Below are 22,160 nucleotides of genomic sequence, written 5' to 3'. Positions count from 1 at the left end.
CCTTCTCCCTTGTCCGTCTTTCCCCGGCCGTCTCAGTTCCGCTTCGGCGGTACCGCCGGCATCCCCAGGAACGGCAGCCGCAGCGCGCCGAACGCCTGTGCCGGGACCGCCGGGGACTTCGGCTCGACCGGCTCCAGACGCCGGTAGGCCTCCCCCTGCGCGGGGCGCGGATCGGCCTCGCCCTTGTTGGGCCAGTACGACATCGCCCGCTCGGCCTGTGCCGTGATGGTCAGGGAGGGGTTGACGCCCAGGTTCGCCGAGACCGCCGCCCCGTCCACGACCGAGATGCCGGGGTGGCCGTAGAGGCGGTGGTACGGGTCTATCACCCCGGTCTCGCGGGACGCGCCGATCGGGCAGCCGCCCAGGAAGTGGGCGGTCAGCGGCATCCCCGTCAGCTCGCCGACGTTGGAACCGGCGAAGCCGTTGATCTCGGCCGCCAGCGCCGACGCGCCGTCCGTGGCCGCCTTGATCTGCTTGGGGTTGGGGGCGCCGTGGCCCTGCCGGGCGGTGAGCAGCCCGCGGCCGGCCCCGGACGGCTTGAGGTACGTCGTCAGGGAGTTGTCCAGCGACTGCATCACCAGCCCGATGATGGTCCGCTCCGACCAGCGCCGGTTGGACAGGGAACGCAGCAGCAGCCAGGGGTGCTTCGCCGCGCTGCCCAGCCAGCCGAGCACCCGGGCCGCACCCGAGCCGCCGCCCGCGTACGGCACCTGGAGGATGGACAGCCCGCCCATCGAGTTGGAGCCGCGGCCGTAGCGGACCGGCTCGATGTGGGTGTTCTCGTCGGGGTGGATCGACGACGTGATGGCCACACCGCGGGTGAAGTCGGCCTTCGGCGCGCCGGTGGCCCTGCGGTAGCGGCGGTCGTCGGTCTGCGCGCCGACGAGTGCCTCGGAGTTGGTGCGGGTCAGCTCGCCCAGCCTCTCCGAGAGGTGCGGCAGCTGCCCGCCCGCCTTCATGCGGTGCAGCAGCGTCTGGGTGCCGTAGGTGCCGGCGGCCAGGACGACCCGGCGGGCACGGAAGGTACGGCCCTCGCCCTTGCGGCGGTTGTCGGTCGGGAGCGTGGCGACCGCGTATCCGCCGCGGGAGTCCTCCGTCACCGACACGGCCGTCGTCATGGGGTGCACGACCGCGCCCGCCTTCTCGGCGAGGTGGAGGTAGTTCTCGTTGAGGGTGTTCTTCGCGCCGTGCCGGCAGCCGGTCATGCACTCGCCGCACTCGGCACAGGCCCGGCGCGAGGGCCCCGCCCCGCCGAAGTACGGGTCGGGCACCTCCTGCCCCGGCTTCGCCCTCGCCTTCCCGTCGGCGTCCTCGCCGTCGCCGAAGAAGACGCCGACCGGGGCCATGTGGAAGGTGTCGCCCACCCCCATCCGCTCGGCCGCCGCCTTCAGATGCACGTCCGACGGGGTCATCGTCGGGTTGAGCCGTACGCCGAGCATGCGTTTCGCCTGGTCGTAGTACGGGCCCAGCTCCTCCCGCCAGTCGGTGATGTGTCCCCACTGCGGGTCGTCGAAGAACGGCTTCGGCGGTACGTAGAGGGTGTTGGCGTAGTTGAGCGAGCCGCCGCCGACGCCCGCGCCGGCCAGCACCATGACGTTGCCGAGCAGGTGGATGCGCTGGATGCCGTACATGCCGAGTCTCGGCGCCCAGAGGTAGTTCTTCAGGTCCCAGGAGTTTTTCGGCAGGGTTTGCCGCGTGAAGCGGCGGCCGGCTTCCAGGACGCCGACGGTGTATCCCTTCTCCGTCAGGCGGAGGGCCGAGACGGAGCCGCCGAAGCCGGAACCGATGACGAGGACGTCGTAGTCGTAAGCGTCTATAGGCACGGAGGGCTCCCCTTTGAGTTCGCGTGCGGGTCGTGTGTGGCTGGTCGCGCTCGCGCGGCGGAGCCGCATATCGATGCAGCCCCGCGCCCCTGAGGTCGGCTACCTGAACCGGAATGCCTTCATCAGGCGGAGACTGCGGCTCATGAAGGCCGCGTAGCTCTCGTCGTCCATGCCCAGTGACGGGGCCATCGGGAGGAGGCGCTGGTGGGCGACCGTCTGGGCCTCGGTGTACTTGAGGATGCCCTCGGAGCCGTGGCGGCGGCCGAGGCCGGAGTCCTTCATGCCGCCCATCGGCGACTGGACGCTGCCGTACGCGGGGGCGTAGCCCTCGTTGATGTTCACCGTGCCGGTGCGCAGGCGTGCGGCGACCTCGCGGCCGCGCCGGGTGTCCTTCGTCCAGACGGAGGAGTTCAGGCCGTACGGGGTGGCGTTGGCGCGTTCGACCGCCTCGTCGTCGGAGGAGAAGCGGTAGACCGAGACGACCGGGCCGAAGGTCTCCTCGGAGCAGACGCTCATCGGGGCCTCGACTCCGTCGAGGACGGTCGGCTCGTAGAAGTAGGGGCCGATGTCCGGGCGGGCCGTGCCGCCCGCGAGCACCTCGGCGCCCTTGGCGACGGCGTCGTCGACGTGCCGGGTGACGGCGTCGAGCTGGCGCTGCCCGACCAGGGAGCCCATGTCGGCGCCGTAGGCGAGGGAGGTGCCGAGGCGCAGCGCCTTGGTGCGGGCGACGAAGCGCTCCAGGAAGGCGTCCGCGACCGACTCGTGGACGTACAGCCGCTCGATGGAGATGCACAGCTGGCCGGCGGAGGAGAAGCACGCGCGGACGGCGCCCGCGGCGGCCTTGTCGAGGTCGGCGTCCTCCAGCACCAGCATGGCGTTCTTGCCGCCGAGTTCGAGGGAGACGCCGACCAGGCGGGCGGCGGCGCCCTGGGCGACCTCGCGGCCGGTGCGGGTGGAGCCGGTGAAGGAGACGTAGTCGGCGTGGCGGACGACCTCGGGGCCGACGACCGGGCCCTCGCCGAGGACGACCTGGAAGACGTCGGCGGGCAGTCCGGCCTCGATCAGCAGGTCACGGGCCCACAGTGCGGTGAGGCAGGTCTCCGTGTCGGGCTTCATGACGACCGCGTTGCCCGCGACGAACGCCGGGAGCGCGTCGCCGACGGAGAGTTCGAGGGGGTAGTTCCAGGGCGCGATCTGGCCGACGACACCGCGCGGGTGGCGCAGTTCGGTGACCTTGGTGAGGGTCGGCACGGCGCCCGCGTGCCGCTTGGGGCGCAGGTAGGCGGCGGCCCGGCGGCCGTAGTGGCGGGCGGCGACGGCGACGGCCTGCACCTCCTCGTGGGCGTGCAGCCGGGCCTTGCCGGTCTCCAGCTGGATCAGGTCGAGCACCTCGGCCTGGCGGCTCAGCACCAGGTCGTGGAAGCGCAGCAGGACGGCGGCGCGCTCCCGTACCGGGATCCTCGCCCAGACGGCCTGGGCGGCGCGGGCCGTCGCGAAGGCCTTCTCGACGTCCTCGGGCGTGGACTCGGGCAGGTCGGCCAGCTTCTCGCCGGTGAACGGCGTGTGGTTGGCGGTCCGGCCGGAGCCGGCCACGCCCTTGGTGAGCTGGGCGACCAGCTCGGGCGTGACCACGTCGGCGGCGGTGCGGGCCCCCGCCGGCGCGGGGGCGAGGGGGTTGGTGCCGGTCGTTTCCCGGGTCTGCGCGTCCGTCATGAGCCGCAGGGTATGCCCGGGGGAACACTTTGTGTACCCGTCGGTAACAGATTCGCCCAGCACTCACACATCACGCCAGTGAGCGCTGGCAACGAAGCCCCTGATCAGGGCGTTGACGGACATCGGTCCGTTCAGAGCCGGTGAATGTCCCACGAGTCGATGACCGTACGGGCGATCTCCCGGCCGTCCTCGGCGAAGTAGCCCTTGCCCGGGTACACGATCCAGAGCCGGTACATGTCGCCGGCCTTGTTCCGGTAGTACATGACCTGCGCCTCGCGCACCAGCGCCGGAGTGGTGGTCGTCGTGTAGACGATGGTGTTCGTGGCCGCCTCGCGGTCCTTGTACGTGGTCTCGCGCGGCCTGCCCTTGGGGGCCGGCGTGTCGGCGATGCCCCAGCCGTACTCGCCGTCCCTCAGTTCCTCCCAGTGCGCGAACGCCCGTTCCGAGGCCGAGGCCTCGATCTCGCCGTTCTTGTCCTCGGCCTTGATGTCGCGGTCGATCTCGACCCGCACCAGTCCGCTCGGGTCGGTGAAGGAGGCGACGGTCCCGTCCGAGTCCTCGGCCTGCTCGTCCTGCACGAAGCCCTCGGGCACCGCGAGGCCGACGCCGACCTTGCTCCCGAGATCGTGCTTCTTCCAGCCGTCCGGCAGCGGCCCCGCGAACGGGTCGGCGATCACCAGGTACGCGGCCACCGCTCCCGCGACGACCGCCGCGCCCAGCCCCGCCAGCGTCTTGCGGCCGATCCGGACGCCCTTGCCGCCGGAGCCCTCCTCCGGGAACCGGGCGACCTGCGTGGGCTGCGGGGCGGGCGGGTTCGCGGCCGTCTCCAGTGCGGCGCGGACCCGGGCGGCGTCCGGACGGCGCGCCGGATCCTTCTGCAGCAGGCCGGTGATGACCTCGGCCAGCGGCCCCTGCGCGGAGGCGGGCGGTGCCGGGATGGCGTTGAGGACCGACTGGAGGGTGGCGGGGGTGTTGCTGCGGCGGAACGGCGAGACGCCCTCCGTCGCCGCGTACAGCACCACGCCGAGCGACCACAGGTCGGAGGCGGGGCCGGGACGCTGGCCCAGCACCCGTTCCGGGGCGATGTACTCCGGCGAACCGACGAAGCCGCCGGTGTCGGTCAGATTGGTCTCGCCCTCGATCTGGGCGATGCCGAAGTCGGTGAGGACGACCCGGCCGTGCCGGCCGAGCAGCACGTTGTCCGGTTTGACGTCCCGGTGCAGGATCCCCGCCCCGTGGGCGGCCTCCAGCGCGCCGAGCACCTCCAGGCCGACCCTGGCCGCCTCGCGCGCCGAGAGGGTGCCCTCCTCCTGCAGCACGGCGCCCAGCGAACGGCCCTGGACCAGTTCCATCACGATCCACGGCCGGCCGTCGACCACCGCGACGTCATGGACGTTGACCACCGCGGGATGGTCGAGCCGGGCGGCGGCGCGGGCCTCGCGGCGCATCCGCTCGGAGGCGTTGGCGCGTTCGCGTTCGGGAAGGTGGTCCGGGAAGCGGGGCTCCTTGACGGCGACCTCGCGGTCCACGGTCTCGTCCTTGGCCCGCCACACCGTGCCCATGCCGCCGTGCCCGAGCTTGGCGAGCAGCCGGTAACGGCCGGCGATCAGCCGCCCGGCACCGGGGTCGTTCTGCGCCTGTGCCTGCGGCTGTGACTGCACCTGTGTCTGCGGCTGCGGCTGCGGCTGCGCCGGAACCACCTCGGTCGGTGCCGCGTACGGGTTGCCGGGGTGCGGCACGGCCACGGGCTGGTTCGGGTTCGGCGGTCGCAGACCGAAACTGGTTGGCTCGTCGGCCCCGTGGCGGGCTCCCCCGTTGTTGCTCATGGTTCATCCATATCGCGCCAAGCCCTCCCGTATCCACTGCGGATGCCGACCGGTCACAGACCCGTGACTCTCGCGGGGACTTATCTCCCGTTTACGGGGTTATGCGGCCGGATCGAGGAGTCGGTCGCCGTGGGAGTGGGCGAGGGCGTCGGGGTCCCGGTGGGTGATTCGCTCGCGGGTGTCTCGGGCGCCGTACTCGTCGGCGCACCGCCCCCGTCGCCGCCCCGGTCCTGCAGGAGCAGTGCCGCCGCGGACACCCCCGCTCCCGCCATGGCGGCGACGGCCAGGGCCGCGACGAGCACGCCCCTCGTGGGCTGTCGCCGGACCGGACGCGTCTCGGGCCCCCCTCCCGCCTCCTCCCGCCGCACCGGGGGTCGTCGGCGGGGGGCGTCCCGGTGCGGGGGCAGCAGTCCGGGGGGCGCCGCCTCGGGCGTACGGCCCGTCTCCCGGAACGCCCGCAGCATCCGTTCGGCCCGGTCCGCGTCCAGCCGGCGGTCGGGGTCGCGCTCCAGCAGGCCGCGCACCACGGGAAGAATCGGTTCTGCCTCGATGGGCGGCCGGATCTCGTCGACCACGACCGCGTGCAGGACCCCGCCGAGGGAGTCCCGCCGGAACGGCGACTCGCCGCTGAGCGCCGTGCACAGCAGCGCGCCCAGCGACCACAGGTCGGACTCCGGTCCCGTCCTGGCGCCGGACATCCGCTCGGGGGCGGTGTACTCGGGCGAGCCGACGAAGGAGCCGGTCTCGGTGAGCGTGGTGGCGCCCGACACCCGGGCGATGCCGAAGTCGGTGAGGACGACCCGGTCGGTGCCGTTCTCCAGCAGGACGTTGGCGGGCTTGAGGTCGCGGTGCAGTACGCCCGCCGTGTGCGCGGCCCGTAACGCCCCGAGCAGGTCGACGCCGATCCGCGCGGCCTCCGCGGCGTCGACCGGGCCCCGCTCGGCGACCCGGTCGGCGAGGGACGGCCCGTCGATCAGCTCCAGGACGATGTACGGGCGTTCGTCGTCCTCGACGACGTCGTGGACGACGATGATGTGCGGGTGGCTCAACTGGGCCAGGGCACGCGCCTCGCGCAGGGTGCGGTCCCGCTGCCGCCGGGCGTCCGCCGCGGAGAGCGTCTCGTCGAGGGGAAGCTCCTTGACGGCGACACCCCGTCCGAGCAGTTGGTCGGTGGCCCGCCAGACCACGCCCATGCCACCGCGTCCGAGCCTCGCCTCCAAACGGTAACGGCCCGCGATGACACGTCCGTTGGTCCTGGCGGTCGCGTTCTCGGCGTCCCCGTCGGTCCCCATGGGCCCATCATGCCCCACCGGATGTGCGCCCTCCGGTACGGCGATTCGGCCAAGCGGCGCGCCTCCGGGCCCGCCCCGGGGGTCAGGGCTCGCGCCAGCCCTTCAGCACCGTCTCGAACTGCGCGCTGGTCGTGGCCCAGTCCCCGGCCGGCCCGGACATGTAGATCGCGTACTCGACGCCGTCCCGCGAGAGGTACATCTGGTCGACCGCCCGGCGCGGACCCGGGAAGTCGGTGTCCTTGGCCAGCGCGGTCCAGGTGTACTCCAGCCGGGCGCTCTGGCGGTCCCGGTAGACACGGCGGTCCAGACCGATCCGCTGGTAGCCGACCAGGCGCTGCCCTATCTGCCGGTCCAGGTCCTTCAGGTGCTCGTACGGGTCGTCGAAGTCGGGCGAGTCGTCGATGGCGATGCGGATGAAGTGCTTGCCGCCGTCGGGCGTGTAGTCGACCTGCCGGGTCTCCTCGTCGAAGAGCACGCGTTCCCAGTCGTCGCCGGGCAGGACGATGCTGAAGCCCCAGGGGTCGGTGCGGCGGACCCAGCCCTCCGGGAGGTTTCCCGGTGACTTGGTCTCCCCCGTCTTCGTGGGGCTGGGCGTCGGGGCCGGGGAGGGGCCGGCCGTGGTGCCGCCCCGGTCCTCCTGCTGGAGCATCACCGCGGTGCCCCCGCCGATGATCGCCGCCAGGACGACGACCAGGGCGATCACCCGCCCGCGCACCCGCCTGCGGGGCGCGGCGGGCGGCATGTACGGCTGCTGAGCCGTCGTGGGGGCGCCCTGCGGGTACGGTTGCCGAGCGATCGCGGGACCGGCCTGCGGATACGGCCGCTGAGCCGTCGTGGGACCGGCCTGCGGGTACTGCGGGACCGCCTCGGGCCCGGTCTCGTACGGCAGGGGGGCACGGGCGCCGACCGCCTGGGTCGGCACGTACTCCTGCGCCGCCTGCGGCCGGCGTCCCTCGGCGGCCTCGGCGAGCAGTTGCTCGGCCCGGTCCGCGTCGGGCCGGGTGGCCGGATCCTTGCGCAGAAGTGCGCTGATGACGGGCCCGAGGGGGCCGGCGTGTTCCGGCTCGTCGGCCTCCTCCTCGACGACCGCCTGCATGGTGGTCAGCGGTGACGTGCGGCGGAACGGCGATCTGCCCTCCACCGCCGTGTACAGCGTCGCACCGAGCGCCCACAGGTCGGAGGAGGGGCCGGGGTCGTGGCCGCGGACCCGCTCGGGCGCGAGGTAGTCGACCGAGCCGACGACCTCGCCGGTGCGGGTGATGGCCGTGTCGCCGTCGATCTGCGCGATGCCGAAGTCGGTGAGCAGGACCCGGCCGTCGTCGCCGAGGAGGACGTTGCCGGGCTTGACGTCGCGGTGCAGTACGCCGGCCGCGTGCGCGGCGCGCAGGGCGCGCAGCACCCACAGGCCGATGCGCGCGGCCTCGCGGGGGTCGACGCGTTCCCGTTCCTTCACCGCGTCGGCCAGCGAATGGCCCTCGATCAACTCCATCACGATCCACGGCCGGCCGTCGTGCTCCAGCACGTCGTGCACCGTGACGACGGCGGAGTGGTTGATCCGCGCGGCGGCCCGTGCCTCCGCGCGGGTGCGTGCCAGCAGCATGGCCTGTTCGCTGTCGGAGACGTAGAGCGCCGCGGTCAGTTCCTTGATGGCGACGACCCGGTGCAGCACCTCGTCATGGGCGCGCCACACCCGGCCCATGCCACCGCTTCCGATGGACTCACCGAGCCGGTAGCGGCCCGCGACGAGCGAGCCCTGCATCTGATTCACGTTGCCCCGCAATGGTCTTGACAGGGTCAGCGTAAGTACCCCGGCGCGTCCTGGGAACCGAGGGGGTGCCATGGAGACCGCACTGTGACAGTTGTCGCCTTATGGGACGTCAGGCAACCAAAACCCCTGTGACCGCGTGGAGTCGGTGGTTCAGCCGGTGAACCGGTAGGTCGCCGCCGCCTGCTCGTAGAGCCGGGTCACCTCGTCCCGTTCGGCCTCCGGTCCGCGTACCTGCACCACGTGGTAGCGGCCGTCGATCAGCGCCGCGAGATTGCGGACGTACAGCTCGCCGCCGTCGCCGGTCCAGGTGAACTGGCCCTCGGCCATGATCCGTCCGCCCACCTCGATGGTCTTCAGACCGGTGGAGGTGGCCCAGCTCGAGTCGCGGTAGGGCTGGAGTTCCCGCTCGTCGTCCCGCTGGTAGGCCATGGGGTCGCTGCCGTACGTCTCCGCGCTGTCCCGGCCCGGTACGACGATGAGCTCGAAGTCTCCCTCGGAGTAGACGACCTGGCCGCTGCCGTTCTTCGCGGTGCGCTGCCAGCCCTCGGCGACGGCGACCCGGAAACCCTCCGGGTCCTTGGCCAGGGTGAAGCCGTCGGCGACCTCGGGGCCGGTGGTCTGCGTCTCGGTGGAGGCGGCCGACTCCTCGGGGCTGTTCTCGGGACCGTCCTCGGGCTTCGGCGATTGCCGCTCGGCGTCCGGCGGGCTCGGCGCGGGGCTCACCTCACCGGCGGCTCCGGTGCGGTCGGCCGAACCCGAGTCGTCCTCACCGGACTTCGGCATGAACAGCACGGCGTACGCGATCGCCGCCGCCATGGCGAGCAGCACCAGCAGGAGCAGGGTGCGGCCGAGCCGGCGCGGGGAACCGGCGTCCCGTTTGGCCCGCTTGTGCCGCCCGTGGTGCGCGGGGAGCCCGGCGCGGCGTCTGCGCACCAGTTCGCCCCGGCGCCGTATGACGGGCAGCTTGCTCGCGTCGGCGGGCGGTGCCGCTATGACGTGCACACCCGCCTCGGGCTCGGGCGCGGAGCGCACCAGCGAACGCAGCCAGCCGCGCAGCTCCTCGAAGTCGAGGCGCTCGGTGGGGTCCTGACGCAGCAGCGACTCCACGACCGGCCGCAGCGGCCCGCACTCCTCGGCGAACGCGGGCGGCTCGGCGCACACCATCTGCACCAGCTCGGCCGTCGACTCCTCCGGGTAGGGCGCGTGTCCCTGCACGGCCCGGAACAGCAGGGAGCCCAGCGCCCAGAGGTCGGTGGCGGGGCCGATCGGGGCGGCGAGCTGCCAGTTCTCGTGCACGGGTCCGGCCTGCTCCGGCGCCCACCGCTCGGTCACGGGTCCGACGACGGCCATGCGCGCCTGCCGCGCCCGCTCGGCGGCCAGCGCGGTGGTCGGGCCGCGGCGCGCGGGGGCGTGGGCCACCAGGTCGTCCCAGCGGGCGGGCGGGGCGGGGGCGGCCGCCGGTTCGAGGGCCGCGGGGGCCGTGGGGGTTTCGGGTGCTCCCGGGGCGGTGCGTCCGCTGCCCGTACGGGGCGCGGTCCCGTACCGGCCGGCGGGGCCCACGCCGTAGGGGTCGGCTATCTGCCCCGGCGGGGTCGCGGCGGCCGTCGTGCCCGCGTCCTCGTCCCCCGGCCGGGAGACGTACGGCGGCTGCGCGGAGCCGCTGCCGCGCTGCGGGGCGGAGGCCGGGCCGCCGCCGTCCTCGGGGGCGGGCCGGGCGCCGGGCAGGGCGGCACGGCCGCTCTGCTGGGCCTCCTGCACCCGGGCGGCGGCACGGGCGCCCGCCCGGTACGCGGCGATCGCCCCCGCGCGGGCCGCCCGCACGTCGCCCGCGCTGTCGAGGGCCTTGGGGGCCGCCACGGGCGAGAGACCGCCCGCCGTGTCCGCCCCACCGCCGGGCATCCGGCCGGCCCGGGCCTCGATGGCGGCCCGGCGCGCGGCATCGGGGTCGGCGTCGGGCTCGCGGGTGAACCCGGGCGGCCAGGACGGGCCGCGCCCGGCGTCCGGCGTGCCCGCGGACGCCGTCGGCCCCAGGGCCTCGACCGCCCCCGCCGTCCGCCCCGGCTCCTCGTCCGGAGCGGGCACCGGGTCGTACCCGCACAGGGCCTCCTCCGCCGCACCGACCGCGAGACCGGTGAGCATCACCCGGCCGTCGTCGCAGACGAGCACCGTGCGCGCGGTGATGTTGCGGTGCACCCAGCCGTGGGAGTGCAGCACCCGCAGCGCGGTCAGGACGTCGGAGGCGACCTCCGCCGCCCGGTACGGGGACAGCGGCTTCTCGGCGAGCAGGGCGGCGAGCGGACGCGCGGACACGAGTTCGCTGACGATCCACAGCGAACCGCCCTCCGCGAACACGTCGAAGACCTGGTCCAGGCGCGGGTGGTCGGGGATGGCGGCCGCCGCCTGCGCGGCCTCGACCGCGCGCCGCACGACCGGGTCGGCGGGCCGTCGCGTGCCCCCGCGCGCGGACGCGGGCCCGGGTCCGCCACGCCGCGCACCCCCGTCACGGGCGGTGAAACCGTCGGGCAGCCCCTCCGCGTCCAGCACCTCGGCCTCGACGACCTCCGGCAACGGGACCTGCCTGACCAGGACTTCCTGCCCGCTGTAGGTGTCGAAGGCGCGGGTCTCGGTCAGTTCGTACTCGTCGGAGGGCGGCAGCGGCAGGCGGTAGCGGTCGGCGAGAACCCGTCCCGCATAGTCGTCCACGTTGCCTCCCCCGGCACTACGGTCGATCGGTTCCGCTCGCCCGGCGGGCCGTTCCGGCTGCGTACGGTCCGCAAGCATTCACGATACGTGCCGGAGGCAACCCGCAGAGAGGGGATGCCACATCTGCCTCCCCATTCCGTGGGCCGGTCATGCTCAGGACTTCGGCCGGAACGTCTCCGTCAGCGTCCGCCAGGTGTCCTTGCGCTGGTCGCTGCCCCAGTCGGCGGCCTTGGCCGTGTACATCAGCCCGTACCCGAGCCGGTCGCCGACGACGGTCCCCCGGTCGATGGACCGGTACTTGGTCCCGCCCTCCACATAGGTGAACTCCCAGTCGGCCGTGTTCCAGCCCCGGTAGTCCACCGCCTCTATACGGATCCGCTGGTACTGGGAACGCACCATGCCGCGTTCCTGGTTCTTCCAGTCCGCGACCGGGTCGTCCTTCGGCGTGGTCGTCCATCCGATGAGCAGCTTCTGCCCGTTCGGTCCGGTGAACCGGTCCCCGGCGGCCCCCGTCGACTGGAACTTCCATCCCTCGGGCAGCCCGATCGAGTACCCCTGGTTCCCCTTGTACGTCTCCGCCGCCGACGTACCGCCGCCGTCCTCTTCCTCTTCCTCTTCCCCCGCCTCGTCCCCGGTCTCGTCCTCGTCCCCGGCCGATCCGCCGGTGCCGGCGCCGGCTGTGGCGGTCGCCGAACCCGCTCCCGTGCCCGTCGGCCCGGTCGCCGTGCCGTCGGTGCGGGTGCCGTCGCCTTCGTCACCCTTGGTGTCGGCGCTCGGGGTCCCGCTGACGACGGTCCCGCCGCCGCTGCCCTTGGCCCCCTTGTCGCCCTCGTCGTCGCCGCCGAGCGTGAGGGCCAGCACGGTGCCGAGCACGGCGAGCACCACGACCACCGCGATGATGATCAGCGTCCGGCGCGGCACCACATCGGTGAGCGGCGCCCGCGGCACGGCCCTGGCCGGCAGGTCCGGCGGCGTCATCACCGGCCAGCCCGAACTGCGGCCACCGGCGGCCGGCTTCTGCCGCGCGGTCCCCCGCGCACCCGGGCCGGACGCCTGGGCCGGCTTCACGGCGGGCTTCGCGGCCGGGGCGGAGGGCGATGCCGCGCCGGGCCTCGTCCCGGAGGCGCCCGCCGACGTGCTCCTGGTCCCCGCGGCCGGTTCGGCGGCCGAAGCGGTGCCGCCACCGCCGGACTTGGCGCGGGCCGCCGCGGCGGCACCGGCCGAGCCGGCCGCCACCGCCGCCTTCCGCACGGAACGCAGCGCGCCCCGCAGCTTCTCCCCGGCCTCCTCGCCGCGCCTGCCCCCGGCGTCCGGCTGCTCGGGCAGCGGCACGACCTTCGTCGCGTCCGCCGGCTCCCCGGCCTCCTTGGGCGCGGGCGCGTCGAGGACCGCGTTCAGCATGGCCCGGGCGCCACGGTCGTCGAGCCGCTGGGCGGGGTCCTTGTTGAGCAGCCCGTAGATGACGTCCCTGAGCGGTCCCGCGTTCTTCGGCTCGTCGAGCGGCTCGGTCATCACCGCCGTGAGCGTCGCGATCGCGGACCCCTTGTCGTACGGCGGAGTGCCCTCCACCGCCGCGTACAGCAGCCCGCCGAGCGACCACAGGTCGGCCGCCGGCCCCGGCTTGTGCCCGCGGGCCCGCTCCGGGGAGATGTAGGAGGGGGCGCCGACCAGCATGCCGGTCGAGGTGATGGACGGATCGCCCTCGACCTGGGCGATGCCGAAGTCCGTGAGCACGACCCGGCCGTCCTCGGCGATCAGCACGTTCGACGGCTTCACGTCACGGTGCAGGATGCCCTCGCGGTGCGCGGAGCGCAGGACGTCCAGGATGGCCAGGCCGACCTCCGCCGCGCGCCGCGGCTCCAGCAGGCCGTCCTCCCGGATGGCCTCGGCGAGCGACTTGCCCTCGACGAGTTCCATCACGATCCAGGGCCGGTCGTCCTCCTCGACCACGTCGAAGACCGTCACGGCGCTGTTGTTGCGGATCCGCGCGATCGCCTTGGCCTCGCGCAGGGTCCGCGTGATCAGCCGCCGCTTCTCGTCCTCGTCGATGTTCGACGGGAAGCGGAGCTCCTTGACGGCGACGGTCCGCCCCAGAGTCTCGTCCTGGGCCCGCCACACCGTGCCCATGCCGCCGCGGCCGAGCACATCTCCCAGCCGGTACCGCCCGGCGAGGAGACGTGCGCTCTTGTCCTGACGGGATGTCCCCGCCCGCTCCGCCTCCGACATGCGTCCCCTCATGCAACCCGCCCTGACAGAGCCTTCATTGTCCCTCACCCGACAAGTGGTCGACGCCCAGGGTGCCTCTGGCCGCACACCGGGCCCGGCGGCACGGCACCCGGATGACGGACACGTTCCCCCGCCCTGCATGATGGGCCTCCGACATGGGAGGAGCAGGGATGCCGCCGCTTCGGACACTACTGGCCGTTCCTGTGTCCCTGGCCCTGCTCGCCCTGGCCCCGACCGCCTCCTCGGCCCCGGCCGTCCCGCCTACGGACGCGCTCCTTCCGCTGCTGGTCACACGGGGCGGCGCCCCCGCCGCGGCCCTGCTGGCCCTGGAGGAGACCGGCACTCGCTACGCCGACACCGGCCCGGGCATCGAGCGTGCCGACCACTTCCGCGCCGGCAGCATCACCAAGACGTTCGTCGCCACGGTCGTCCTGCAACTGGCCGACGAAGGCCGCCTGTCGCTGTCCGACACCGTGGAGGAGCATCTGCCCGGCCTGGTGCGGGGGGCGGGCAACGACGGCCGCGCGCTGACCCTGCGTTCCCTGCTCACCCACACCAGCGGCCTGTACGACTTCTCCGCAAACACGCGAGGCGCCGTGCCGGTCACCCCTCTTCAGGCCGTACGCATCGCACTCACCCACCCCCCGGCCGACTCCGGCCGCTTCTCCTACTCGAACACCAACTACGTCCTGCTCGGCCTGGTCGTCGAACAGGTCACCGGCCGCTCGTACGCCGCCGAGGCCGAGCGCCGCATCATCGCTCCGCTGCGCCTGACGGGCACCTCCTTCCCGGGTTCCCTGACCTCTCTGCCCTCGCCGCACGGCCGCTCCTACGCGGCCGACGGAACCGACGTCACCCGGCTCGACCCGCGGGTGGCCGGCGCCGCGGGCGAGTTGGTGACCACGCTCGCCGACCTGGACCGCTTCTACGCGGCCCTGCTCGGCGGTGAACTGCTGCCCCCGCGCCGGCTGCGCGAGATGCTCGACACCCGCACCGCACACGGCTCGTACGGCATGGGCCTGTTTCCCGTGACGCTTCCGTGCGGCACCACGGTGTGGGGACACAACGGGCGCATCTCCGGCAGCTACGTGCGCACCGCGGCCACGGTCGACGGCCGGCGTGTCCTCACCTTCCGCGTGAACACGGAGTCGATGGCGGACCCCGGTCTCGAACCCGCGATGCTCGCGGCCGAGTTCTGCCCTCGCACCTCCTAGAACGACCGGGTTCCGAACGGAGATCCCGGATCCCGCCACCCGTTCGAGTGATTCGGGCCGGTGGCCAGCGGCTCGCGGCCCACGATTCGCGGCTCGCGGCTCGTGGCCTGCGGCTACAACGGCACGATGTCCGGCGCCCCCAGCCGTGCCGCGTCCGCCGTCAGGTCGTCGGGCTGCCGCTGCGACTCCCGTTCGGCCTCCACCCGCTTCTCGTAGTGCCGTACCTCGCGCTCGATCTGGTCCTTGTCCCAGCCCAGCACCGGCGCCATCAGCTCGGCCGCCTCACGGGCGCTGCGCGTCCCCCGGTCGAACGTCTCGATCGAGATGCGGGTGCGCCGGGTCAGCACGTCGTCCAGGTGCCGCGCGCCCTCGTGCGAGGCGGCATAGGTGATCTCGGCACGCAGATAGTCGTCGGCCGCCCGGAGCGGCTCGCCCAGCGAGGGGTCCGAGGCGATGAGGGCCAGGACCTCCTCCGCCAGCGCGCCGTACCGGTTCAGCAGGTGCTCCACCCGTACCGTGTGCAGGCCGGTGCGCGCGGCCGTGCGCGCCCGCGCGTTCCACAGCGCGTGGTAGCCCTCGGCGCCGACCAGCGGCGTGTCCTCGGTGACGCAGTCGGCGACGCGCACGTCGAGTCCGTGCACCGCCGCGTCCACCGCGTCCTTGGCCATGACCCGGTACGTCGTGTACTTGCCGCCCGCCACCACGACGAGCCCGGGCACCGGATGCGCCACGGTGTGCTCGCGGGACAACTTGCTCGTGGCGTCCGACTCACCGGCGAGCAGCGGCCGCAGACCGGCGTACACGCCCTCCACGTCGTCCCGCGTCAGCGGCACCGCGAGCACCGAGTTCACGTGCTCCAGCAGGTAGTCGATGTCCGCGCTGGACGCGGCCGGGTGCGCCTTGTCGAGGTCCCAGTCGGTGTCCGTGGTGCCCACGATCCAGTGCCGGCCCCAGGGTATGACGAACAGCACGGACTTCTCGGTGCGCAGGATGAGCCCGGTCGTGGAGTGGATGCGGTCCTTGGGGACGACCAGGTGGATGCCCTTCGAGGCCCGCACGTGGAACTGTCCGCGTTCGCCGACCATCGCCTGGGTGTCGTCGGTCCACACCCCGGTGGCGTTGACGACCTGCTTGGCGTGGATCTCGTACTCGCCGCCGCCCTCGACGTCCTGCACCCGGGCGCCCACGACGCGTTCGCCCTCGCGCAGGAACCCCGTGACCCGAGCGCGGTTGGCGGCTTTCGCGCCGTACGCCGCCGCCGTGCGCACCAGCGTCGCCACGAAGCGGGCGTCGTCCATCTGGGCGTCGTAGTACTGCAGGGCTCCGACCAGCGCGTCCTTCTTCAGACAGGGTGCCACCCGCAGCGCGTGACGGCGGCTCAGGTGGCGGTGTACGGGCAGGCCGCGCCCGTGTCCCCGGGCCATCGCCATGGTGTCGTACAGCGCGACGCCCGATCCGGCGTACCACCGCTCCCAGCCCTTGTGCCGCAGCGGGTACAGGAACGGCACCGGGCGCACCAGATGCGGAGCGAGCCGCTCCAGCAGCAGGCCGCGCTCCTTCAACGCCTCCCGTACGAGCACGAAGTCGAGCATCTCCAGATAGCGCAGGCCACCGTGGATCAGCTTGCTGGACCGGCTGGAGGTGCCCGACGCCCAGTCACGCGCCTCGACCAGGCCCGTGGACAGGCCGCGCGTCGCGGCGTCGAGCGCCGTACCCGCGCCGACCACGCCGCCGCCCACCACCAGCACGTCCAGCTCGTGCTCGGCCATGGACGCGAGTGATTCGGCGCGCTGCGCCGGCCCCAGTGTCGCTGTCCTCACCGCTGCCTCCCGCTCATCGGTCGCATCGGCCGCACCCGTCGGGCGAAGCCCGGTCCCCCACCCTCATGCCCAAATTCTGACCGGCTTGCCCGACTCCGGCCACCACGGACCCCGGCCTGTGGACAACCCTGCGGAACGACTCACCGAAACTCAGCCGACCAATCCCGCATATCGGTCATATTTACTCCTAGTCTGACATTGCGCTCGCCTGTCCAGTCCACAGGGCTTGCGCACCTGTCGCACTCCGGTTATCGGGAAGGACGGCCCACCCATGCCCGCAGATCTCGCCGTCATCGGACTCGGCCCGTACGGCCTGCCCCTGGCCCAGGCCGCCGTCGCCGCCGGCATCTCCACCATCGGTTACCGGACCGGCCCCGAGCCGGGCTCCCTCAGCGCCGCCGAACAGCGCCGCATGCTCGCGCAGGGCTTCCGCACGACCGCCAACGCCGCCGAGCTCGGCCGGGTGCGCACCGCCGTCATCTGCGCGCCCACTCCGCGCGGTGCGGACGGCGGGCTGGATCTGGGCCAGGTGGAGACGGCCGCCCGCACCCTCGCCGCGCGGCTGCGCCCGCACACCACGGTGATCCTCGAGTCCCCGGTGCCCCCCGGGACGACGGAGGGGCCCCTGCTGCGCCTGCTCGAATCGGGTTCGGGCCTGCGCGCGGGGCACGATTTCCACCTCGCCTACTCCCCGAGCCGGGTCGACCCCGGCAACCGCGACCACACCCCCGCCAACACCCCGAAGGTCATCGGCGGCCTCACCTCCGCCTGCACGGAGTCGGCCGCCGCCTTCTACGGACGCATCACCGACAAGGTGGTACGCGCGCGTGGCCTGCGCGAGGCGGAGACCGTGCAGCTCCTGGAGACCAACTTCCGGCACGTCAACATCGCCCTCGTCAACGAGATGGCCGCCCTCTGCCACGACCTGGGCATCGACCTGTGGGACGTCCTCAGATGCGCGGAGACCAAGCCCTTCGGCTTCCAGGCGTTCCGCCCCGGCCCCGGCGTCGGCGGCCACGCCGTCCCCCAGGACCTGACCGCCCACGCGGGCCGCACCCTGCGCATGGCGGAACTGGCCGGGGAGGTCAACGGCCGTATGCCGCGCTACGTCGTGCAGCGCGCCGCCGCGCTCCTCAACGAGCACGGCAAGTCCGCGCGCGGCGCGCGCGTGCTGCTTCTCGGCGTCACCTACAAGCCCGATCTCGCCGACCAGCAGGGTTCCCCGGCCCAGGAGATCGCGGCCCGGCTGATGGAGCTGGGCGCCTCCGTCAGCTACCACGACCCGCACGTACCGTCCTGGAACGTCCTCGACCACCCCGTCCCCCGCGCGGACTCCCTCTACGAGGCCGCCGCCGACGCCGACCTGACGATCCTGCTCCAGCAGCACCGCACGTACGACCTCCAGGGCCTGTCGGTGAAGGCCCAGCTGATGCTGGACACGCGGGGGGCCACACCTACGGGGGCGGCGCATCGGTTGTGAGAGGGGGCGCGCGGGCACCGTCCGTGCCACAGGGGTTGGTGGTGGGCGGGCTGCCGCGTGGGTACGGTAGAAACAGGGTGGAGCCCACCGCAGAGGGCACTGCGGCAGGCTCCTGAGAAGTGAACGGAGTGTCCACCCCTACTTCTCTTAGGGGTGGCCGCTCACTTCCCGTAAATCCACAAGATGCACCTCCTCCGGAACTTCACCATCCGCAGACGGATCCGGTCCCAGGCGGTGGGCTTGCGGTGACGGCCCATGGCGCGCCCCCTTCCACGATGCCGCCATTAGCCCGGTAGGCGGTCCGTCTGGAATTCGGGCCGGGCCCCGAGGGCCGGGGTCCGGAGACGATCTCCTTGGAAGGGGGCGCCCCAGAGAACTGGGTCGCCGGGCACAGACATTACCGACCCGGAACCGCCCCGCCGGCGCAGATTCGCCCCGATGACAACCGCGCGCCCCCTGAGCACCACGCGCGCCCTGCCTGGACACGCAAAAGGCCGGTCACCCCCGTCAGGGTGACCGGCCTCCTCAATGCCGTCGAACGGCTACCGCCGGTGCTGCGAGTCCGCCACCGTCACCTCGACGCGCTGGAACTCCTTCAGCTCGCTGTAGCCGGTCGTGGCCATCGCGCGGCGCAGGGCGCCGAAGAGGTTCATCGAGCCGTCGGGGGTGTGGGACGGGCCGGTGAGGATCTCCTCCAGCGTGCCCACCGTGCCGAGGTCGACCTTCTGGCCGCGCGGCAGCTCCTCGTTGACGGCCTCCATGCCCCAGTGGTTGCCCTTGCCCGGACCGTCCGTCGCGCGGGCCAGGGGGGAGCCCATCATCACGGAGTCGGCGCCGCAGGCGATCGCCTTGGGCAGGTCGCCGGACCAGCCGACGCCGCCGTCCGCGATGACGTGCACGTACCGGCCGCCGGACTCGTCCATGTAGTCGCGGCGGGCGGCGGCCACGTCGGCGACCGCGGTGGCCATGGGCACCTGGATGCCGAGCACGTTGCGCGTGGTGTGCGCGGCGCCGCCGCCGAAGCCGACGAGGACGCCCGCCGCGCCGGTGCGCATCAGGTGCAGGGCGGCCGTGTACGTGGCACAGCCGCCGACGATCACCGGGACGTCGAGCTCGTAGATGAACTGCTTCAGGTTCAGCGGCTCGTGCGCGCCGGAGACGTGCTCCGCCGACACCGTCGTACCGCGGATGACGAAGATGTCCACGCCCGCGTCGACGACGGCCTTGGAGAACTGGGCGGTGCGCTGCGGGGAGAGCGCGGCGGCGGTGACCACGCCCGAGTCGCGCACCTCCTTGATGCGCTGCCCGATCAGCTCCTCCTTGATGGGGGCGGCGTAGATCTCCTGGAGGCGGCGGGTGGCCGTCTCGGCGGGCAGGCCGACGATCTCGTCCAGCAGCGGCTGCGGGTCCTCGTAGCGCGTCCACAGGCCCTCGAGGTTCAGCACGCCGAGGCCGCCGAGCTCGCCGATGCGGATCGCGGTGGCCGGGGAGACGACCGAGTCCATGGGAGCGGCCAGGAACGGCAGCTCGAAGCGGTAGGCGTCGATCTGCCAGGCGATCGAGACCTCCTTCGGGTCCCGCGTACGGCGGCTGGGGACGACGGCGATGTCGTCGAAGGCGTACGCCCGGCGGCCGCGCTTGCCGCGCCCGATCTCGATCTCAGTCACGTCTGTGGCCTTTCCCTGATGCGTTGCAGCGCCTTCCAGTATCCCCGACGGACACGCCGAGGGCGGCCCCGGATGCTCCGGGACCGCCCTGGAAGGCCTTCTGTCTACTTGCGGCTGTAGTTCGGTGCCTCGACCGTCATCTGGATGTCGTGCGGGTGGCTCTCCTTGAGGCCCGCGGAGGTGATCCGCACGAAGCGGCCGTTGTCCTGGAGCTCGGGCACGGTGCGGCCGCCGACGTAGAACATCGACTGGCGCAGGCCGCCGACCAGCTGGTGGACGACCGAGGAGAGCGGGCCGCGGTAGGGCACCTGGCCCTCGATGCCCTCGGGCACGAGCTGCTCGTCGGAGGCGACGCCCTCCTGGAAGTAGCGGTCCTTGGAGAACGACTTGCGGTCGCCGCGCGTCTGCATGGCGCCCAGCGAGCCCATGCCGCGGTACGACTTGAACTGCTTGCCGTTGATGAACAGCAGCTCGCCCGGGGACTCCTCGCAGCCCGCGAGCAGCGAGCCCAGCATCACCGTGTCGGCGCCCGCGACGAGGGCCTTGGCGATGTCGCCGGAGTACTGCAGACCGCCGTCGCCGATGACCGGGACACCGGCCTCCTTGGCGGCGAGCGCGGCCTCGTAGATCGCCGTGACCTGCGGGACGCCGACGCCGGCGACGACACGCGTGGTGCAGATGGAACCGGGGCCGACACCGACCTTGATGCCGTCGCAGCCCGCGTCGACGAGGGCCTTGGCGCCGTCGCGCGTGGCGATGTTGCCGCCGATGACGTCGACGCCGGAGGAGTTCGACTTGATCTTGGCGACCATGTCGCCGACCAGGCGGGAGTGGCCGTGCGCGGTGTCGACGACGATGAAGTCGACGCCGGCCTCGATCAGGCCCTGGGCGCGCTCGAAGGCGTCACCGGCGACACCGACCGCGGCACCGACCAGCAGGCGGCCCTCGGCGTCCTTGGCGGCGTTGGGGTACTTCTCGGCCTTCACGAAGTCCTTGACCGTGATCAGGCCCTTGAGGACGCCACTGTCGTCGACCAGCGGAAGCTTCTCGATCTTGTGGCGGCGCAGCAGCTCCATGGCGTCCGGGCCGGAGATGCCGACCTTGCCGGTGACCAGCGGCATCGGCGTCATGACCTCGCGCACCTGACGGGAGCGGTCGGTCTCGAAGGCCATGTCGCGGTTGGTGACGATGCCGAGCAGCTTCTTGTTGCCGTCGGTGACCGGGACGCCGCTGATGCGGAACTTGGCGCACAAGGCGTCGGCCTCGGCGAGCGTGGCGTCCGGGTGGATGGTGATCGGGTCGGTCACCATGCCGGACTCGGAGCGCTTCACCAGGTCGACCTGGTTGGCCTGGTCCTCGATGGACAGGTTGCGGTGCAGGACGCCGACGCCGCCCTGGCGGGCCATCGCGATCGCCATGCGCGACTCGGTGACCTTGTCCATGGCGGCGGACAGCAGCGGGATGTTGACCCGCACGTTCTTGGAGACGTACGAGGCGGTGTCGATCTGGTCGGGCGCCATGTCCGACGCGCCCGGCAGCAGCAGCACGTCGTCGTAGGTCAGCCCGAGTGTCGCGAATTTACCGGGCACTCCGTCGACGTTTGCAGTCATGACACCTTCCCCAAATGGCCTTGATCGGTGCGGATGTCCATGCTAACGGGAAGCGCGGGTGTCTCATTCCACGGTTTCGCACGGCTCCAGGCTTCGTATGTTCGTACGGGAACGGCTGATCTTCCGTTCATATTCCGTTCGTGTGCCGAAGGGGCGGCGCGGTGGCGGGGGTTACTGCTCCGCCAGGGCGCGCAGCCGGCTCAGCGCGCGGTGCTGGGCCACCCGGACGGCGCCGGGTGACATTCCCAACATCTGTCCAGTCTCCTCCGCCGTGAGGCCCACGGCGATCCGCAGCAGGAGCAGCTCGCGCTGGTTCTCGGGCAGGTTGGCCAGCAGTTTCTTGGCCCATTCCGCGTCGCTGCTGAGCAGGGCGCGCTCCTCCGGGCCGAGGGAGTCGTCGGGGCGTTCGGGCATCTCGTCGGAGGGCACGGCCGTCGAACCGGGGTGCCGCATCGCCGCGCGCTGCAGGTCTGCGACCTTGTGGGAGGCGATGGCGAAGATGAACGCCTCGAAGGGCCGGCCGGTGTCCTTGTAGCGGGGCAGCGCGAGGAGCACCGCGACGCAGACTTCCTGGGCGAGGTCCTCGACGAAGTGCCGGGCGTCGCCGGGCAGCCGCGACAGACGGGTGCGGCAGTAGCGCAGTGCCAGGGGGTGGACATGGGCGAGCAGATCGTGTGTGGCCTGCTCGTCTCCGTCGACCGCGCGATGGACGAGCGCACCGATCGCCCCTTGGGCAGTGCCCGCCTCGTCGTCGCGCATCGGTCCATGGTGCCTTGCGGACGTCTGGTCCGCGGCACCGTGTCCCTGGTTGTGCACCGAAGCGTTATGAGCAGGTGCGCCGGAACTCATCCCTTGCGCCCTCCCCTTCCGCTCGACCGACTCGTCCCCGAGGAACTCCACACCTCAAGGATGCGGCATCCGCGGCGAAACGAGCAGTGGGCACCGGGCGGCTGCCGCCGAGGCACTGGTGGGCGGGGGTTTTCGCACCCCGGGCGCGGCGGACGACGGGGTTTCCGCA

At 72.7% G+C, this 22,160-nt stretch carries 13 protein-coding genes; 2 read left to right on the top strand and 11 right to left on the bottom strand.

The window, feature by feature from the left end:
- Positions 1-32: 32 nt before the first annotated feature.
- The 7 genes from ACZ62B_RS11650 to ACZ62B_RS11620 form a co-directional block, all read right to left on the bottom strand.
- Positions 33-1,823, bottom strand: coding sequence for a GMC family oxidoreductase (locus tag ACZ62B_RS11650; protein ID WP_344557811.1), 1,791 nt, complete (start codon positions 1,821-1,823; stop codon positions 33-35).
- 99 nt (positions 1,824-1,922) lie between these two features.
- Positions 1,923-3,536, bottom strand: coding sequence for a succinic semialdehyde dehydrogenase (locus ACZ62B_RS11645; protein WP_468722134.1), 1,614 nt, complete (start codon positions 3,534-3,536; stop codon positions 1,923-1,925).
- Positions 3,537-3,667: 131 nt separating this feature from the next.
- Positions 3,668-5,362 (bottom strand): serine/threonine-protein kinase, encoded by a 1,695-nt coding sequence (locus ACZ62B_RS11640; RefSeq protein ID WP_469690009.1) that lies wholly within the window; start codon positions 5,360-5,362, stop codon positions 3,668-3,670.
- An 80-nt stretch (positions 5,363-5,442) separates the two neighbouring features.
- Positions 5,443-6,654: a serine/threonine-protein kinase gene (locus ACZ62B_RS11635; RefSeq protein WP_344557816.1), complete on the bottom strand. Its 1,212-nt coding sequence runs from the start codon at positions 6,652-6,654 to the stop codon at positions 5,443-5,445.
- An 82-nt stretch (positions 6,655-6,736) separates the two neighbouring features.
- A complete protein-coding gene (locus ACZ62B_RS11630) occupies positions 6,737-8,413 on the bottom strand; it encodes a serine/threonine-protein kinase (protein WP_344558065.1) in 1,677 nt (558 codons plus the stop codon).
- A gap of 159 nt (positions 8,414-8,572) precedes the next feature.
- Positions 8,573-11,125, bottom strand: coding sequence for a protein kinase domain-containing protein (locus ACZ62B_RS11625; RefSeq protein WP_469690006.1), 2,553 nt, complete (start codon positions 11,123-11,125; stop codon positions 8,573-8,575).
- Positions 11,126-11,278: 153 nt separating this feature from the next.
- On the bottom strand, positions 11,279-13,351 hold the full coding sequence (locus tag ACZ62B_RS11620; RefSeq protein ID WP_469690075.1) for a serine/threonine-protein kinase: 2,073 nt from the start codon (positions 13,349-13,351) through the stop codon (positions 11,279-11,281).
- 170 nt (positions 13,352-13,521) lie between these two features.
- Here ACZ62B_RS11620 and ACZ62B_RS11615 point away from each other — a divergent pair, with 170 nt between their 5' ends.
- Positions 13,522-14,565 (top strand): serine hydrolase domain-containing protein, encoded by a 1,044-nt coding sequence (locus ACZ62B_RS11615; RefSeq protein ID WP_469690004.1) that lies wholly within the window; start codon positions 13,522-13,524, stop codon positions 14,563-14,565.
- 113 nt (positions 14,566-14,678) lie between these two features.
- Here the strand turns inward: ACZ62B_RS11615 and ACZ62B_RS11610 are convergent, their stop codons facing one another.
- Positions 14,679-16,385: a glycerol-3-phosphate dehydrogenase/oxidase gene (locus ACZ62B_RS11610; protein WP_344557820.1), complete on the bottom strand. Its 1,707-nt coding sequence runs from the start codon at positions 16,383-16,385 to the stop codon at positions 14,679-14,681.
- Between the two features lie 271 nt (positions 16,386-16,656).
- Between ACZ62B_RS11610 and ACZ62B_RS11605 the strand changes: the two genes are divergently transcribed.
- The gene (locus tag ACZ62B_RS11605; RefSeq protein ID WP_344557828.1) at positions 16,657-17,865 is read left to right on the top strand and encodes a nucleotide sugar dehydrogenase; all 1,209 of its coding nucleotides are present in this window, start codon (positions 16,657-16,659) and stop codon (positions 17,863-17,865) included.
- Positions 17,866-18,407: 542 nt separating this feature from the next.
- Here the strand turns inward: ACZ62B_RS11605 and ACZ62B_RS11600 are convergent.
- The 3 genes from ACZ62B_RS11600 to ACZ62B_RS11590 all read right to left on the bottom strand — a co-directional run bounded on the left by ACZ62B_RS11600 (position 18,408) and on the right by ACZ62B_RS11590 (position 21,901).
- Positions 18,408-19,532: a GuaB3 family IMP dehydrogenase-related protein gene (locus ACZ62B_RS11600; RefSeq protein ID WP_344557830.1), complete on the bottom strand. Its 1,125-nt coding sequence runs from the start codon at positions 19,530-19,532 to the stop codon at positions 18,408-18,410.
- Positions 19,533-19,636: 104 nt separating this feature from the next.
- Positions 19,637-21,142 (bottom strand): IMP dehydrogenase, encoded by a 1,506-nt coding sequence (gene guaB, locus ACZ62B_RS11595; protein ID WP_344557832.1) that lies wholly within the window; start codon positions 21,140-21,142, stop codon positions 19,637-19,639.
- A gap of 171 nt (positions 21,143-21,313) precedes the next feature.
- On the bottom strand, positions 21,314-21,901 hold the full coding sequence (locus ACZ62B_RS11590; protein ID WP_030829597.1) for a sigma-70 family RNA polymerase sigma factor: 588 nt from the start codon (positions 21,899-21,901) through the stop codon (positions 21,314-21,316).
- Between the last annotated feature and the right edge of the window lie 259 nt (positions 21,902-22,160).

The organism is Streptomyces sp. NPDC053426, from assembly GCF_055585405.1.
This window is presented reverse-complemented; position numbering and strand designations above follow the sequence as displayed.